The 16,606-nt window shown below is 56.7% G+C and carries 14 protein-coding genes; 8 read left to right on the top strand and 6 right to left on the bottom strand.

The annotated features are described in order from the left end of the window. From ACCC84_RS06090 to ACCC84_RS06110, 5 genes are all read left to right on the top strand, one after another. Positions 1–786 (top strand): ABC transporter ATP-binding protein, encoded by a 786-nt coding sequence (locus ACCC84_RS06090; RefSeq protein ID WP_371901649.1) that lies wholly within the window; start codon positions 1–3, stop codon positions 784–786. After that, a complete protein-coding gene (locus ACCC84_RS06095) occupies positions 786–2,294 on the top strand; it encodes an ABC transporter substrate-binding protein (RefSeq protein WP_371901650.1) in 1,509 nt (502 codons plus the stop codon). The genes ACCC84_RS06090 and ACCC84_RS06095 overlap by 1 nt, the downstream gene beginning before the upstream one ends. Next, a complete protein-coding gene (locus ACCC84_RS06100; protein ID WP_050763122.1) occupies positions 2,291–4,045 on the top strand; it encodes an ABC transporter permease subunit in 1,755 nt (584 codons plus the stop codon). The genes ACCC84_RS06095 and ACCC84_RS06100 overlap by 4 nt, the downstream gene beginning before the upstream one ends. A 29-nt stretch (positions 4,046–4,074) precedes the next feature. After that, positions 4,075–4,644, top strand: a complete 570-nt coding sequence (locus tag ACCC84_RS06105; protein WP_273869751.1) for a 3'-5' exonuclease — start codon at positions 4,075–4,077, stop codon at positions 4,642–4,644. 120 nt (positions 4,645–4,764) lie between these two features. After that, positions 4,765–5,958: a Bcr/CflA family efflux MFS transporter gene (locus tag ACCC84_RS06110; RefSeq protein ID WP_273869754.1), complete on the top strand. Its 1,194-nt coding sequence runs from the start codon at positions 4,765–4,767 to the stop codon at positions 5,956–5,958. Here the strand turns inward: ACCC84_RS06110 and dadX are convergent. Then, entirely contained in the window at positions 5,955–7,025 is a 1,071-nt protein-coding gene (gene dadX / locus ACCC84_RS06115) for a catabolic alanine racemase DadX (RefSeq protein WP_371901651.1), read from the bottom strand. The genes ACCC84_RS06110 and dadX overlap by 4 nt on opposite strands. Before the next feature lie 62 nt (positions 7,026–7,087). After that, positions 7,088–8,392 (bottom strand): D-amino acid dehydrogenase, encoded by a 1,305-nt coding sequence (locus tag ACCC84_RS06120; RefSeq protein ID WP_004962245.1) that lies wholly within the window; start codon positions 8,390–8,392, stop codon positions 7,088–7,090. A 526-nt stretch (positions 8,393–8,918) separates the two neighbouring features. On the opposite strand from ACCC84_RS06120, the gene ACCC84_RS06125 reads away from it, so the two are divergent. Beyond that, positions 8,919–10,454, top strand: a complete 1,536-nt coding sequence (locus ACCC84_RS06125) for a SpoVR family protein (RefSeq protein ID WP_004962236.1) — start codon at positions 8,919–8,921, stop codon at positions 10,452–10,454. 59 nt (positions 10,455–10,513) lie between these two features. Here the strand turns inward: ACCC84_RS06125 and fadR are convergent, their stop codons facing one another. After that, complete coding sequence (gene fadR, locus ACCC84_RS06130) at positions 10,514–11,233, bottom strand: fatty acid metabolism transcriptional regulator FadR (RefSeq protein ID WP_004962234.1); 720 nt, start codon at positions 11,231–11,233, stop codon at positions 10,514–10,516. Between the two features lie 241 nt (positions 11,234–11,474). Between fadR and nhaB the strand changes: the two genes are divergently transcribed. Then, complete coding sequence (gene nhaB, locus ACCC84_RS06135; protein WP_004962231.1) at positions 11,475–13,037, top strand: sodium/proton antiporter NhaB; 1,563 nt, start codon at positions 11,475–11,477, stop codon at positions 13,035–13,037. Between the two features lie 101 nt (positions 13,038–13,138). On the opposite strand, the gene ACCC84_RS06140 is transcribed toward nhaB, so the two are convergent. Then, complete coding sequence (locus tag ACCC84_RS06140) at positions 13,139–14,068, bottom strand: DMT family transporter (RefSeq protein ID WP_371901652.1); 930 nt, start codon at positions 14,066–14,068, stop codon at positions 13,139–13,141. 329 nt (positions 14,069–14,397) lie between these two features. Beyond that, positions 14,398–14,535, bottom strand: a complete 138-nt coding sequence (locus tag ACCC84_RS06145) for a hypothetical protein (protein ID WP_004962223.1) — start codon at positions 14,533–14,535, stop codon at positions 14,398–14,400. A gap of 84 nt (positions 14,536–14,619) precedes the next feature. On the opposite strand from ACCC84_RS06145, the gene dsbB reads away from it, so the two are divergent. Then, positions 14,620–15,150 carry a disulfide bond formation protein DsbB gene (gene dsbB, locus ACCC84_RS06150; protein ID WP_039992705.1) on the top strand — a complete coding sequence of 177 codons (531 nt, stop codon included), beginning with the start codon at positions 14,620–14,622 and terminating at the stop codon, positions 15,148–15,150. A 458-nt stretch (positions 15,151–15,608) separates the two neighbouring features. Here dsbB and ACCC84_RS06155 read toward each other — a convergent pair whose 3' ends face one another. Continuing rightward, a complete protein-coding gene (locus ACCC84_RS06155) occupies positions 15,609–16,505 on the bottom strand; it encodes a hypothetical protein (protein ID WP_371901653.1) in 897 nt (298 codons plus the stop codon). Positions 16,506–16,606: the final 101 nt, after the last annotated feature.

The raw sequence follows: 16,606 nt of genomic DNA on the forward strand, positions 1-16,606 counted from the left end.
ATGTTTGAGTCATTTATCAGTTTGCAAAACGTCAGCCGACTTTATGATGGACACAAAACCGGCCTTTGGCCCTGCAATATTAATCTGCGCGCTGATGAACGCGTCGGATTGGTCGGCTGCTCCGGTGCCGGTAAAACAACCCTGCTGAAGCTGCTGCTGGCACTCGATGCCTGCGATGGTGGACGCATCGTCTGCCAGGGGCAGCCGATCGCTGCGGCAACGGGCAGTAAGCTGCGCTGGTATCGGCGATTGGTACAATACGTACCGCAGGACGCTGTGGCATCGCTTAACCCACGCCATAACGTCGCACAGCTGATTGCCGAACCGCTGCGTCAACTGACCGATGCTGGCAATGTGGCATCACGCGTTGCCCAGGCGTTGCGCCAGGTGGAGCTTGATGATCGACTGATGCAAGCCCGGCCAGGCGAACTGTCTGGCGGCCAGGCGCAGCGGGTGGCGCTGGCACGCGCCATGGTCGTGCAGCCACGATTTTTATTGGCCGATGAACCAGTGAGCGGGCTTGATCTGCCCCTGCGGCGGCAGATTATTACCCTGCTGGCGAGCCTCGCCCAACGGCAAAAAATGGGTATGCTGATTGTTTCGCATGATATTTCGCTGGTCAGCGCCTTGTGCCAACGCACACTGGTCATGGATCAGGGTCGGATCGTCGAAGACCGCCCGACCGCCGAGCTGTTGCAGGCACCACGTCACACCGCCACCCAGGCGCTGATCGCCGCGATCCCGCCGGTTCCTTGTCCCCCTGCTGAAATACCATGGAGCTGTTGATGCCATACCTGCGCTTACCAAACCCGATCGGCTGTGTGCTGACCGGCAGCTTATTGCTAAGCGGCTGTTTCGATCCACCGCAACAACCCAAAAACCACGACGGCGAGCAACGCCTGCGGGTAGCCATGCTGCAACCACCGCGATCCGGCCTGACTCCGTTGAGCGATGACGCCTTTAAACTGTCACGCTGGAGCACTGCCGAAACGCTGGTAACGTTAAATGCTAACGGTGATGCCACGCCGGCACTGGCGGAAAAATGGCAGCAGATTGACGCACACCGCTGGCGTTTTCAGTTGCGTCAGGGCGTCAGATTTCACGATGGCACGCTGTTTAACGCCCTCAGCGTAGTGCGTTCTCTGACTGCCGCCATGCAGGCTGCGCCCAAACCGCGCATCCTTGACGGCGTACAGCTCAACGTCAAGGCTGACGATGAGTATACGGTCATGGTCAGCACCGCGACGCCCGAGCCGTTGCTGCCCCAGCGGCTGTCGAGTCCGCAATTGGCGATACTGGCCGAGCGCGCCTATGGCGCCAACGGCGTGGTCAATCCGCTGCGTGCCGGCACCGGGGCGTTTGTACTGACCGCAGTCAACGGCACCAGCAGCGCCAGGCTGGATCGCTTTGACGGCTATTGGGGGCAGCGCGCCGCCGCACCGGGAATTGACGTCAGTTTCGTGCCTGACGGCAGCGCTCGCGCCGCCGCGCTGCGCACCGGCGAAGCCGATGTGGTCGAAGCCGTGCCGGTGGCACAGGTGGCGCTGATCGATCCGCCCCGGGTACATCAAGTTCCGATGCCGCGCACCAATACGCTGTATCTCAATACGCAGTACGGCACGTTTAGCGACCCGGCGCTGCGTGCGCTGGTGGCGACGGCGATTCAACGCCAGCCGCTGGTGGAAAACGTGTACGAAGGACGGGCAGACATCGCCGCTGGCCTGCTTGGCCCGGCGTTGCCCTGGGCGGCTGCGCTGCGACAGCCGCAACCGCCCATCACGCCTCCAGCGTCGGCCAACGGCGCCGTTATCACTCTGGCAACCTTCAGCGATCGTGCAGAACTGCCTGAAGTAGCAGTATATCTGGCACAGCAACTCGCCGCCGCCGGCTTTGTGGTCAAACAGGAAGTCCGCGAATACGCGCATATTGAAGCCGATGCGCTGGCGGGCAAGTTCGACGCATTCATCCTGTCACGCGCCACCGTGCTGGACTCCGGCGATCCGGTCGCTTATCTGTACAGCGACTTTGCCTGTCAGGGTTCGTTTAACCTCGCGCAACTGTGCGACAGTCAGGTTGATGCCGCACTAGGCCACGCTGCCGCCCTGCCTGCCGGCGTCGAACGGCGGCAGGCCATCATCGCGGCAGAAAGCCGCATACTGGCAACCCATGCGGCCATTCCACTGCTGCATGAACGGGTGATTCAAGGCGAGGCCGCCGGCGTGCAACAGGTGGCGCGCGATCCACGTGAGCGCCTGCTGATCACGCCGGCATCGCGAGTGGTGCAGCCGCAATGAGGCATATAGTGCAATCGGCGTTGCCCTGGGGTTCACGTTTACTGGCATTAGCGAGTACGGTGATGCTAATCGGATTACTGCCGTGGCTGTCGGGACGCGATCCGGCACTGAGCCTGCTGCGCGCGCGCTCCGGGGATCAGATCGCCACGCCTGAAGCATTGGACGCCATACGCCAGCGTTACGGGCTGGAAGACGGCCCCTTGGCTCTGTTGGGGCATTGGTTGTCAGGATTGCTGCACGGCGATGCCGGCAACTCGTGGATTTCCGGCCAACCGGTACTGCCTGGCATGCTACGCGCCACCGGCGTTTCATTAAGCTTGATGGCCTACGCGCTAGCGGTTGCGCTGGCCATCGCCCTGTTGCTGGCAGTACCAACCCTATGGCGCGGCTTGCGCGGCGTTAACCGCCCCTCCGTCGGCATTATCGCCACCAGCCTGACCGCTCTGCCAGAGTTTCTGTTGGCGACGCTGTTATTGATCGTCGGCGCGGTCTGGTTAGGCTGGCTGCCGCCGTTTGGCTGGCAAGGTTGGCAACACGCGGTTTTACCTGCATTGGCGCTGGGCTTGCCCGCCGGCGGACTGCTCGGCCTGTTGCTCAACGACGGACTGGCGCTAACCTTCAGCGAGCGCTGGTTATTAAACTGGTGCCTGGCCGGCATTCCCTGGCATCAGCGCCTGCTGGCGGTGTTTCGGCGCACCCTGCCGGCGTTATTGCCGCAGTTGGGGCTGGTACTGGTCGGCCTCACCGGCGGAGCGGTGGCGGTAGAAAAGATCTTTGCCATTCCGGGCCTCGGGCGTGCCACGCTGGGCGCTGCCGTCGCGCAGGATTTACCGGCGTTGCAGTGTGGCGTGTTATTGCTGTTGGCCATCGCATTTGCCGCCGGCCTGTTGGCACACACGTTACACTACCTGCTCCTGGGACGTAGCGGCATCACGCTGCCCAATACCCGCCCGGCGGAAGCCGTGCACCACGGCGGTTATCTGGTTGTTGGCATTACCGCGGTCATTCTGTGCCTGCTGATATTGAGCGGTTTGTTACGCGATCCGCTGGCATCGCTGCATTTACGTCTGCAACCGCCCAGTCTGGCGTTGCCGCTCGGTGCCGACGCCACCGGCCGCGATATCCTGGCGCGGGTGGCTTACGGCGCGTGGCATACCAGCCTGCTGGCACTGGCGGTCAGCGTCTGTGCGCTGCTGTTGGGATTATTGCTTGGCCTGATGCCACGGCTGCTGTGCGGCATCATCGAAACCGCCAACGCTACGCCGCCGATTATCGCCGGATTGATGGTTGTCGCCGTCACCGGTCCCTCATCCTACGGCGCAGCCTGCGCGGTGTTGCTGGTCAGTTGGGCGCCGCTGGCCGCGCACTGTGCCGCGTTGCTGCACGAAACCCGCCGACAGCCCTATATTCGCATGTTGCCGATACTGGGCGTCGGTCCGCTGCGTAGACTGACGCATTATCTGCTGCCGGCGGTGATCGGCCCGCTATCGCGTCATGCCATGTTACGGCTGCCGGGTATTGCGCTGGCGCTGGCCGCCTTGAGTTTTCTTGGCCTGGGGCCGCAACCGCCCAGCGCCGAATGGGGATTGGTGCTGGCCGAAGGCATGCCGTATCTCGAACGCGCGCCGTGGACGGTATTGGCACCGGCCTGCGCGCTGTTGCTATTGTCGTTACTGGCGGTGTCATTGGCCGGAGCGCTGGGGAGCAATCATGGTCGAGCACGCAGTCATCCCGCGCTTGTAGTACCATAGTGGCAAGTTATTAATCTTGGGATCTGCCAATGCATCATTTGATGTTGGATATTGAAACGCTGGATATCAAACCGAGTGCCGTTATTCTGGTCGTCGCCGGGGTATTCTTTGATCCACGTACCGGTCAGTTGGGCGCCGAGTTCGAAACCGCCGTCAGCAGCCAGAAGGCACAGCCGGGGCGCACCATCAGCCTGGATACCGTCGCCTGGTGGGCCAGACAGTCGGATGAAGCACGCAAACTGGCGTTTGCCGGCAGCGACAGCCTCAAGCGGGTGCTGACCAGCTTCAGCCGGTTTATCCACATCAACAGCAGCGACAGCGTCAAAGTCTGGGGCAATGGCAAAGAGTTTGATTGTGCCATCCTCGAACATGCCTACCAGCAGTTGGACATGCCCTGTCCGTGGAAATTCTGGGATACCCAGGATGTCCGCACGGTAATTACGCTGGCTGAACTGCACGGTTTCAACCCGAAAAAAGACCGGCCGTTTGAAGGCACGCCACACCGGGCACTGGACGATGCCAAGCATCAGGCACGTTACATCGCCGATGCGGTTTCAGCATTGTATTACCGCAAAGGTCCATCGCTTCCGCCAGCGTAACCCCCTTTGCTCGATGCTCTCCGGCCTGACTGGCCGCACGCCAGCCATGGCGGCTCTTTCCATTTGCCGCCAGACCCACTACTCTAGCCCTCTTTGTCACTTGGATGTGCTGTTTTTGTTATGCAAAAATTTCTGTTACTGCTTCTCAGTCTGGTGTTGCTTGGCCCATTGGGCATCGATCTTTATCTGCCGACCATTCCGGCGATTGCCGTCGGCCTGAACAGCAGCGAGGCGCTGATCCAATCGACGATTTCGCTGTTTATCCTGGTGCTCGGACTCGGCCAGATCATCGCCGGACCGCTGGTGGATAACTATGGCCGCAAGCCGGTCGCGTTGGCCGGGGTGGTTATCTATATGATCGGCGCGGCGATGGCGGCGTTGGCAACCACTCCTGGCTGGTTTATCGCTTCGCGGCTGTTGCAGGGCGTTGCCGTGTGCTGTACCGCCGTAGTGGCATTTAGCGGCGTGCGGGATCGCATGAACGGCGACGATGCCGCCCGCGCCTTTGGTTTTCTGAATGGCACGCTCAATATTATTCCGGCGCTCGCCCCATTGCTCGGCGGCCTGCTGGCAGAAGCCCTTGGCTGGCGCGCGCCGTTCTGGTTCCTGGTCGGCTATGCGCTGCTGGTATTGATACTGATCGCCCTGCGCCTGCCGGAAACCCGCCCGGCCGATACGCTGCCGGTTAAAAGCTTGCCGCTGCGCCAGTATGCCGGTATTTTGCGCCAACGGCGTTTTCTGTCGTTTTCGCTGGTGAACGCCGGCGCAATGGGTATGGCGCTGACCTACGTTTCGTTGGCGCCCAATGTGCTGATGGGCACTGCCGGGCTAACGCCGTTGCAGTTTTCGCTGGTATTCGGCGCCAACGGCTTCTGGATCATGCTGGTGAGTTTTTTCGCCAACCGGCTGATTCGCAAGGTCGGGCGGCCGTTCTGTCTGGCCACCGGCGGTCTGTTGATGGGGCTTGGCTGTCTCGGCCTGCTGCTCGGCGTGGCGGTATTGCCGCCGGCGGCACAAACCCACTGGCTGGTATATATGCTGCCGGTCGCCAGCGCCTGCGCCGGTTTGGCATTTATGATGGGGCCGGCGACCAGCTATGCGCTGGAGCCGTATTCCAACGAGGCCGGTGTCGCATCGGCGCTGGTCGGTTTTGTGCAGATGGCCGGCGGCGCCGCGCTGGGCTTGTTGGCCATGGCGCTGCCGTTGCAGCCCAAGCTGGCGCTGGCGCTGGTGATGCTGGCAGGATGTGCTCTGGCGCTGCACGCGCGCCAGCGCAGCAAGCAGATCAAAGGTCAGTTGAACAAGATCGGTTAACCGCTTACCACCGGCACCCGCTGAGCCAACGCCGTCAGCAGCTCGTACCCCAGCGTACCGGCTGCGGCGGCCACCTCATCCACCGGCAGATGACGTCCCCATAGTTCCACCGGCGTACCGATGCTGGCCTGTGGACAGGAGGTTAAATCAACCGCCAGCATATCCATCGAAACCGTCCCTACGGTGTGCGTCAACACCCCATCCACCCATACCGGCGTACCGCTGGGGGCATGGCGCGGATAGCCATCGGCATAACCGCAGGCCACGATGCCGATGCGCTGTACGGCAGATGCGGCGTAGCGCCAGCCGTAGCCGACGCGATCGCCAGGCTGAAGCGTTTGCAGCGCGATGATTTCACTGCGCAGCGACATCGTCGGCTGAAGACCGGTCTCGGCGATATCACGCCACTGGCCGCTCGGCGATGCGCCATAGAGTACAATACCTGGCCGCACCCAACTACCGTGCGTCGCCGGGTGCCACAGCGTCGCGGCGGAATTGGCCAGACAACGCGGCAAGGGTAGCGCTGCTGCCGCGGCATCGATGGTCGCCATCTGCTGCGTCACGCCCTGCGGGCCATCGGCGGTGGCAAAATGGCTCATCAACGTGATCGCCGCAATATTGCGGATCTGTTGCGCCTGCTGCCAGACCTGCGGCAGTCGTGCCGGCGCAAACCCCAGACGGTTCATGCCGCTGTTGATTTTTAGGTAAACCGCCAGCGGGGCCGACAGTTGCGCCCCGGCAATGGCCGCCAACTGCCAGTCACTGTGCACGGCGGTTGTCAGACGATAACGGTCAATCAGCGCCAGGTCTTGCGCCTGGAAAAAACCCTCCAGCAGCAGTATCGGCCCTTGCCAGCCGGCGTCACGCAGCATCACCGCTTCGGCGAGATCCAGCAGGGCGAAACCGTCGGTGTTCGCCAGGCTTTGCCATACCCGGTCAATCCCATGGCCATAGGCATTGGCCTTGACCACCGACCAGATTTTGGCGGTTGGCGCAAAGCGGCGGATCACCTGCAGGTTATTGTCAAACGCGGCAAGATGCAGCGTAGCGCTAATCGGGCGGGGCATGGGCTCTCCTTCGGGCCGGATTTATGGGCCGCTGGCGGGAACCAGCGGCAATAATGCGAGGATTAACGTACTGGGTGCACGCCTTTCAACGGAACGCTACGTGAGTTGCGAAACCCCGCACTGTAACGCGCCACCGATAAATCATCGGAGGGTATTGCCGGGGTGGTCCCTGAGATCAGATCGGCAAGCAACTGGCCGGAACCGCAGGCCATGGTCCATCCCAGCGTGCCATGACCGGTGTTCAGGTAGAGGTTTTTCACCGAGGTGCGACCGACTATCGGCGTGCCGTCCGGCGTCATCGGGCGTAGCCCGGTCCAGAAGGTCGCCTGTTCGACGTTGCCGCCGTTCGGATACAGATCGCGCACCACCATCTCCAGCGTTGCGCGGCGCTTTTGCTCCAACTCGGTATTGAACCCGACGATCTCGGCCATGCCGCCAACGCGGATACGCTGGTCGAAGCGGGTAATGGCGATTTTGTAGGTTTCATCCAGCACGGTCGAAAACGGTGCCGCCGAGGCGTCGGTAATCGGAATAGTCAGCGAATAGCCTTTCAACGGATATACCGGTATCGACACCAGCCCACGCAGCAGCGCGGTGGAATAGGAACCGAAGGCAACCACATAGCTGTCGGCGGTCAATAGCTGGTCGCCACATTGCACACCGCTAATTTTGTCCCCCTCCACCAGCAGGCGATCCACGCTGTGGTTGTACAGAAAGGTTACGCCCGCCTGTTGCGCCATCGCCGCCAATTGCTGGGTAAACAGCTGACAATCACCGGTTTCGTCATTCGGCAACTGCAAGCCACCGGTCAGTTTATGCGCAACCTGAGCCAGCGCCGGTTCAGCGCTTGCCAGTTGGCCTGCATCGAGCAATTTATACGGGACACCGGCATCTTCCAATACTGCGATGTCCTTCGCGGCGTTTTCATACTGCTGCTGGGTACGGAACAGTTGCAAGGTACCGCCCTGGCGACCTTCGTATTGAATGCCGGTTTCCTGGCGCAGTGCTTTGATGCAGTCACGGCTGTATTCGGCCAACCGCACCATGCGCCCTTTGTTGGTCATGTAATGGGAGACATTGCAGTTTTTCAGCATCTGCCACATCCAGTTGAGCTGGAAGCTGCTGCCGTCCAGGCGAATCGCTAATGGCGCATGGCGTTGGAACATCCATTTAATTGCTTTCAACGGCACGCCGGGAGCGGCCCAGGGCGCGGCGTAACCGGGGGAGATCTGGCCGGCATTGGCGGCGCTGGTTTCCATCGCCGGGCCCGATTGACGGTCGATCACCGTAACCTCATGACCGGCCTTCGCCAAATACCAGGCACTGGCTACGCCGACTACCCCACTACCTAAAATTAACACTCGCATCGTTGACTCCGGCCCCAGGCATGATAAAGCATAATATTCTGCTTACAGGAAATTAACTCAGAGGAAAAAACCATCCAACAAATTAATCATCAAACGTGACTGATTTCACAATTAATTTATCGTTCAACTGAGATTGTTTTGCAATAGACGGCAACAAATAGCGATAACCTGTGGCAAAAGCCGCTATAACCGGCCAATTACCGTCTTTTTTGCTAGCATTGACAGCATTGTCATCATCGTAAATTGGCCTAGCGTGCAACATGCCATTAACAGAATATAAAAATATCGCCACCATTAACCGCAGAATAATAATCCATAAAACAGCCTATTTATCGCAATATCATTTGCCAGGGAGCGCACTCGGCGTCAGCATAAAAATTCGCTCATAAATCGGACGACCTTGACCGATGAGCCAGTGCGTTGAATTTTTAGGTTTTATAACCCATCCCCCCTGCCCGGTTTTGAGCTACGATTGTTACAGGGCCGCCGCTATGAGCCGGGCCCGTTAATAACGAGGGGTGCGCTGATGTCTACTTCAACACATGATCACATTACGGATGAAAAACGTCTGAGCGATGGACCGGACTGGACGTTCGAGCTGCTGCAAGTGTATCTGGATCATATCGATCGCGTAGCCAAGCATTACCGACTGGACACCTATCCGCATCAAATCGAAGTGATTACCTCCGAACAGATGATGGATGCCTATTCCAGCGTCGGTATGCCGATCAACTATACCCATTGGTCATTCGGCAAAAAATTCATCGAGACCGAGCAGCGCTACAAGCATGGACAGCAAGGGTTGGCCTATGAAATCGTTATCAACTCCAATCCCTGCATTGCCTATCTGATGGAAGAAAATACCATCACCATGCAAGCGCTGGTGATGGCGCATGCCTGTTATGGACATAATTCATTTTTCAAGAACAACTATCTGTTCCGCAGTTGGACCGATGCCAGTTCGATCGTCGATTATCTGCTGTTCGCCCGCCACTACATCAGCGAATGCGAAGAGCGCTACGGGGTGGTCGAAGTGGAAAAACTGCTCGACTCCTGCCATGCATTGATGAGTTACGGCGTCGATCGCTATAAACGCCCACAGAAAATTTCATTGCAGGAGGAAAAGGCTCGGCAAAAAAGCCGGGAAGAATACCTGCAAAGCCAGGTCAATTCGCTGTGGAAAACCCTGCCGCGCGTCGAGCGGGAAGAAGCGCCGGAACAGGCTCACCGCTATCCCGCCGAGCCGCAGGAAAATATTCTCTATTTTATGGAGAAGAACGCACCGCTGCTGGAACCGTGGCAGCGCGAAGTGCTGCGCATCGTACGCAAGGTGAGTCAGTATTTCTATCCGCAGAAGCAGACGCAGGTGATGAACGAAGGCTGGGCGACCTTCTGGCATTACACCATTCTCAATCACCTGTACGACGAAGGCCGGGTGAGCGATCGCTTTATGCTCGAGTTCCTGCACAGCCATACCAACGTGGTATACCAACCGCCGTACAACAGCCCTTATTACAATGGCATCAACCCGTATGCCCTCGGGTTCGCCATGTTCCAGGATATCAAACGTATCTGCCAGTCGCCGACGGAAGAAGATCGCTACTGGTTCCCGGATATCGCCGGCAAAGACTGGCTGGACACCCTGCATTTCGCCATGCGGGACTTCAAGGACGAAAGTTTTATCAGCCAGTTTCTGTCGCCGAAGGTGATGCGTGACTTCCGGTTGTTTACCGTGCTGGATGACGATCGCAACAATTATCTGGAGATCGCGGCAATCCATGACGAAGCCGGCTATCGGGCGATTCGCCAGGAATTGTCAGCCCAGTACAACCTGAGCAATCACGAACCGAACATCCAAATCTGGAACGTTGACCTGCGCGGCGACCGTTCACTGACCATGCGCTATGTACCGCAAGAGCGTGCGCCGCTGGACAAAAGCCGCCGCGAGGTCATGAAGCACCTGCACCGCCTGTGGGGGTTCGACGTGATTTTGGAACAGCAAAACGAAGATGGCAGCATTGAACTGCTGGAGCGTTGCCCGCCGCGCCCCAACACGCTGTAATTGAACGCAACAAAAAAGGGGCGCCAGTCAGTGCGCCCCTTTCGATTGCCAATCCTGCCCTAGCGACGAGCTTCCGTCAGATCGCTTGGCATGGTGCCCTGCATACTGTGCCAGATGGCGCCGCTTTCCTTGCCATAATTACGCACCGTATCCATCACCTGATCGTACATTTTCTCATGGCACAGCATCGACAGCTTGCTGTAGAAGTTCAACGCCAGCTTGCGCGCTTCCGGATTGGAGAAATAGTAGCGACCCACGCGGGTGTACAGGCCTTTGAGACCGTTGAAGATCAAACCGTAAATGGGATTGCCGGAAACAAACGCCAGCCCACGGAAGATTTCATAATCCAGCTTGTTGAACGCTTCAGCCTGGTCTTCCACCTCGGTGGCTTTTGCCAGCACTTCCTGCGCCTGTTCCGGATGGTTGCGTACCGCCGCCCGGATAAAGATCGATGCAATATTGGTGCGCACCGACAACAGATTGTCGATCAGCTGCGGCACGCTGTTATGATCGAGGCGCGCCAGCGTTTCCAGAATATTAAGACCGGACGTTTCCCAAAAGTTGTTCACTTTGGTCGGTTTGCCATGCTGAATGGTAAGCCAGCCGTCACGGGCCAAACGTTGCAAAACCTCTCGTAACGTGGTGCGCGTGACCCCAATCAGTTCAGAAAGCTCACGCTCCGCGGGCAAAATAGAGCCAGGGGGGAAGCGATTATTCCAAATACTTTCGATAATGTATTCTTCCGCGAAACCGGCAGGACTCTGCGCCTTAATGACCATGTTTTTGACGTTCCGTAGCGACGATAATCAGAATTAGTAGTCTGCTGATCATACCAGATCGCTCCGGCATGACATAGCATGAGCGAAAAACAATAAACGAAAGTGTGCATAACCTGGCAAAAAATAGGCAAAAAAAGCAAAGCGTGCCAATTTTCGTCGGTATTTTCCGTCTCGGTTGCATCACGGCAAGTGGCATTGGTAGGGTAGCAGTTACTATTTGGTAAAGGGTTGTAGAAGCAGCATGGACATGACAACGCGCAGTGCGCTAGTAAAAAATTTTCTTGGCCAGTCGCCCGACTGGTACAAACTGACCATTATTGCCTTTTTATTGATCAATCCATTGGTCTTTTTCCTGGTCAGCCCGTTCGCTGCCGGCTGGCTGCTGGTGGTGGAGTTTATCTTTACCCTGGCGATGGCACTCAAGTGTTACCCGTTGCAGCCCGGCGGTTTGCTGGCCATTGAAGCCGTAGCTATCGGCATGACCAGCCCTGCTCACGTTGGCGAGGAGATCGCCAATAATCTGGACGTCCTGCTGCTGCTGATCTTTATGGTCGCCGGCATTTATTTCATGAAGCAGTTGCTGCTGTACGTCTTCACTAAACTGCTGCTGAATATTCGTTCAAAAATGCGCCTGTCGCTGGCCTTCTGTCTGGCGGCGGCCGTACTTTCCGCGTTTCTGGATGCGCTGACGGTGGTTGCGGTAGTGATCAGTGTCGCCACCGGGTTTTACTCGATTTATCACAATGTGGCCTCCAATCAACCCGACGGTAAGCATGACGTTGGTGACGACAGTAATATTGACGGTGAAGACCGCAAGCAAACGCTGGAGCAGTTCCGCGCCTTCCTGCGCAGCCTGTTGATGCATGCCGGCGTCGGTACCGCACTGGGCGGCGTCATGACCATGGTGGGCGAGCCGCAAAACCTGATCATCGCCAAGAGCGCCGGTTGGGCCTTCGGCGATTTCTTTTTGCGCATGGCACCGGTTACGCTACCGGTTTTCGTCTGCGGTTTACTGGTGTGCCTGCTGGTTGAGCGCTTTGGCGTCTTTGGCTACGGCGCAACGTTGCCGGAACGCGTGCGTGAGGTGCTGAAAGACTATGACATCAAAGCGACCGAAAAACGCAGTCGCCAGGACAAGGTCAAACTGGTGATCCAGGCGTTGATCGGCGTTTGGCTGGTTCTGGCGCTGGCGCTGCACCTGGCCGAAGTTGGTCTGATCGGCCTGTCGGTGATTATCCTCGCCACCTCGTTATGCGGCGTGACCGACGAACACGCCATCGGCAAGGCATTCCAGGAAGCGTTGCCGTTTACCGCCCTGCTGACGGTGTTCTTCACCGTGGTGGCGGTCATTATTGAACAACATCTGTTTACGCCGGTCATCACCTTCGTGCTGCAGGCCGAACCGTCGGCGCAGCTGGTGTTGTTCTACCTGTTCAACGGTCTGCTTTCTTCGGTATCCGACAATGTTTTTGTCGGCACCGTGTACATCAACGAAGCCCATGCCGCCCTGACCAACGGCGCCATTTCCCTCAAACAGTTCGAAATGCTGGCGGTGGCGATCAACACTGGTACCAACCTGCCCTCGGTTGCCACGCCCAATGGCCAGGCGGCGTTCCTGTTCCTGTTGACCTCGGCTCTCGCCCCGCTGGTGCGCCTGTCTTATGGCCGCATGGTATGGATGGCATTGCCGTACACGCTGGTGCTGACCATTACCGGCCTGCTGTGCGTTGAATATACCCTGGCACCGATGACCGACCTGTTAACCCAATGGCACTGGATCAGCCAGCCGGTACACCTGGGCTAACGGGCTCTGACTGCCGCCTGAGATAGCGACAGCGGTCTTGCACCGGCTTATATCGCCGGTGCGGCCGCTATCGGCATCAAGGTCACGCGATCTGACAAACATTAATCTGCCGAGTGCGCGGACTGCGCCGATGGGTCAGCCGCCCTTTTTTGGGTCCCAGAACATAACGCAATGCCCAAGGTAATCAGCAGCGCGCTGACCAGATGAAATGCGTGCAACGGCACCTGCAGGAACAAAATGCTCAATACGCCACCGCTTAATGGAATCAGGTGGGAATAGATTTCTCCGCGGGTAGCACCGATAGCCAGAATACCTTTGTTCCACAGCAAATAGGCCAGCCATGAAGGGAAAACGATCAGGTAGGCCAAGCCTGCCAGGAATCCTGGTTGCAGATAAACCGCCAAATTCAGCTGACCCGGCTGCCAAACTCTGAACGCCAGTATCGGTAATAGCATCGCCGCGCCAATCAACGCACTGACGGCAACAAAGGCATTGCCTGTAATTTCCCTTGGTTTTATGCGCAAGAATGCACAGTAAAGCGCCCAACTGATGGCAGAGCCCATGGTCCAGACGTCACCACGATTTAAATTCTTCAAGCTATCAACGTGCAGCAAATCGCCCTGCAACACCAGGTACACCACGCCAAGTGAACTGAGCAGAACGCCATAAATATTGCGCGATGAAATACGTTCCTTGAAAATCAACTTGTTGATTAGCAATACTAACGCCGGCGTGGTCGACAGGTAGATCGCCGCATTCAATGAGGAGGTGTACTGTAAACCGATATAAAGTGTCAGAGGGAATAGCACCTGTCCGCACAGGGCTAAAAACAGGATGGTGCCCTTGGCTTTTTTCATCACTGCCCATTGTTGCCTGACCTGATTACAGTAAAGCGTCATCAGTAGTAGCGCCGTGAGTAACCAACGCGCGGTGGACAAGATGATCGGATCGGCTTGTGCAACCAGTAGATGGCCCACCACGTAATTGCCTCCCCAAAAACAGGCGGCGAAAGTTAACAGGAAATAAGGCATGGCTCCTCCAGGCGATAGCAACGGTCAATACCGATTGATATCCCTTATACGGCTGGTGGTAAAAGTTGCTGGTCACGTTATCACAGCGCCACGATGGGAGTTATTGCGTTAAATCATTTTTTAATTTTTATAAAAATATTTTACTTAAGAGCAAAAAACAGCCATCCCGACTTATCACCCCATAGGTCGATACCCCATGGGCAAGGTCACCGCAGCGGTTGCCTTATCCTGCCGATGAAACCCGCGCTGAGGGGATTGCCGCCCCTCGACGTATAGCCAGGAGACCGGTGCCAGCGCCCTGCCGATTGATGGCCGATGCCCGTAAGGCATCAGGTGCCGATCTCCTGTCGGCGGCCGGATATCATCGGCACCTGCAGGATTAAATCCAGTTCTTTCACCATGGTATAGCGCGACAGTGCAGGCGCCTCCAGAGCGACGGACGCTTGCTGCGGCGATTTATTTTGCATCGATTTAGCTATGAGATGCTGGCAGCCGGTTTGAATTGGTTTACACTGCCGGTTCAACTGCTTACTGCATGGAAGAACAAAGATATGTTGCAATTTTTTAACCGTTGCTCGCAGGGGCGCGGTGCTTGGCTACTGATGGCGCTGACGGCGCTGGTGCTTGAGCTGGTTGCGCTCTATTTTCAGCATGTGATGCTGCTGCAACCCTGCGTCATGTGCATCTATGAACGTTGCGCGCTGTTTGGCATCCTTGGCGCTTCACTGGTTGGCGCGATCGCGCCGAAAACGCCGCTGCGCTACGCCGCCATCCTGCTGTGGATTTACAGTGCCTGGGAAGGCGTGCAACTGGCCTGGAAACACACCATGATCCAGCTACACCCGTCGCCGTTCAATACCTGTGATTTCTTCGTCAGCTTCCCTTCATGGCTGCCGCTGGACAAATGGCTGCCGGCAGTATTCCACGCGTCGGGTGACTGTTCTGTGCGTCAGTGGCAATTTCTGAGCCTGGAGATGCCGCAGTGGCTGGTTGGCATTTTCGCCGCTTATCTGGTCATAGCCGTCATTGTGCTGATCGCCCAGTTTGTTCGCCCGCGTCGCCGTGACCTGTTCGGCCGCTAAGCCCATCGCAATAAAAAAGGCGCCGCCATGGCGCCTTTTTTGTTGGCAAAACTCGCTGTTTTATACATAACAACGCGTCAGGAGTGGGTAAGGTAGTAAACGAGCACAATCAGCGCTCCAGCAATGGCAAACAGCCGCACCATCTTCATATTTTTTACTCTGAACCGAGCTTAGGGTGCCGCCAAACTACCGGACATTGCTGAAAATATGAAGCCTACGGCGCATCGCAGAGGCTTAATTTACATAACCTTAAGCAAGGCTGTCGTTGGTGTCGCTCAACGCGCCCAACTGGGCTTGTTCAATATAGGTGGGTGTATATAAAGAAAGCCATAGGAATCTAGGTCGTTCTAAGGAAAAAACAGAGCATTACCGCAAACCGAGCCACTACATAACGGGTAGTTGCATCGTTTTGCGGTAATTTTTTGCCCCATAGGTGCCCCGTGTTAGTACTACCTACTCTACATCCCAAGACGAGATGCAAGAACTGCATCTGATTCATCAGCAGTGTGGAGATGAAGAATGTCACGAATTGTGCCAAAGCACCCAGTTGTTGTACTGCCTGGGGTGCCAACAACTAAAGGTGCAGTTCGATTTCTCAAATCCGCTAATGCCCCAGTGGATGAGCTTACTTGGGTGGTCAACTTGCCACGTTCATAACCAGACACCACGCCGCCAGTAACATTAAATAAACCGGCAGATGGCACGTAGTCATCGTAAATTGTTGCTGCCGCAGCTAACGCACCGCCGACATCGGCCGGCCATCCTGAGTCACGGGTACCATAACGCCATGCTTCTGTGATGGCTTGGTTGTTTGTGATCATGGTTCTCATATAAGCCATTGGTAGCGTGCTAATGGGATATCCATACGTTAACCCATTATTATCTGCTCGATCACTATCACTCATTGAACCTGAAAGAAGGTAAGTGGAAGCTTTTTGTATGAGCAAATTACTGCGACTTTGCAACCACGTACCCCCTCCGGATGTAATGCGGACATTAACCGACCGAGAAGCAGCATCATAACCCATGACTACCGGTGGTACTCCGCGAGACGTAGCAACTAAGTCACCATTGGCTCCAAGCAAATTATACACGGTTAAAACATTTCCATTTGAATCGATTTTAACCCCATACGCAGGAGTAATTGACACAACAGCCCGATCATACATGGCATTCAAAAGTAAAAAATTAAAACGCTCTAGACATCCAGGCTCATCTGGTATCTGTCCGCCATCAGCAGTTACACGCGTCTTGTAATTATTAAACAACACCTGTGGATCTAAAATTGAATCAGATAAATCAAGTGCTGGGCGGAATCCTGAATAGGCTTTTCCTGTATTAATTGCAGCAACCATTATAATTCTCCAGTTAATGGGATTGTAAGCGTAAAGGCAGCGCCGTATTGACAGTTATTTAGGGGGGAGATCCACGTTCCAGGGCAGAAGTTCGGCCACTT

It is taken from the genome of Serratia odorifera (assembly GCF_041448735.1).
Classification (GTDB): domain Bacteria; phylum Pseudomonadota; class Gammaproteobacteria; order Enterobacterales; family Enterobacteriaceae; genus Serratia_F; species Serratia_F odorifera.